Annotated in this window: 1 protein-coding gene; it reads right to left on the bottom strand. The window is 22.2% G+C overall.

All coding sequences use genetic code 11. The features are described from left to right. A partial coding sequence (locus BGI33_RS13030; protein WP_218965129.1) for a hypothetical protein occupies positions 1-306 on the bottom strand: 306 nt, incomplete at both ends.

The raw sequence follows: 306 nt of genomic DNA, 5'->3' as shown, positions 1-306 counted from the left end.
TTTTTAGGTAATATTTCAATTTCTGTATTTGCTAATTCTAAACTTTCGCCAATAGAAAAATTTTCAGGTAAAAATTTAACTTTTGAATATTCTAAATATAAATTACCATTAACTGATAGATTTTTAGGTAATATCTCAATTTTAGAATATGATAAATTCATACTACCATTAACAAATAAGTTGTCAGGTAATACTTCAATTTTTGTATTTCTTAAATTTAAACTTCTACCAACAGATAAGCTTTCAGGTAATATTTTGATTTTTGTATATGCTAAATTTAAATCACCTTTAATGGTTAAATTGTCG

The organism is Snodgrassella alvi, assembly GCF_002777425.1.
GTDB classification, from domain to species: Bacteria; Pseudomonadota; Gammaproteobacteria; order Burkholderiales; family Neisseriaceae; genus Snodgrassella; species Snodgrassella alvi_B.
This window is presented reverse-complemented; position numbering and strand designations above follow the sequence as displayed.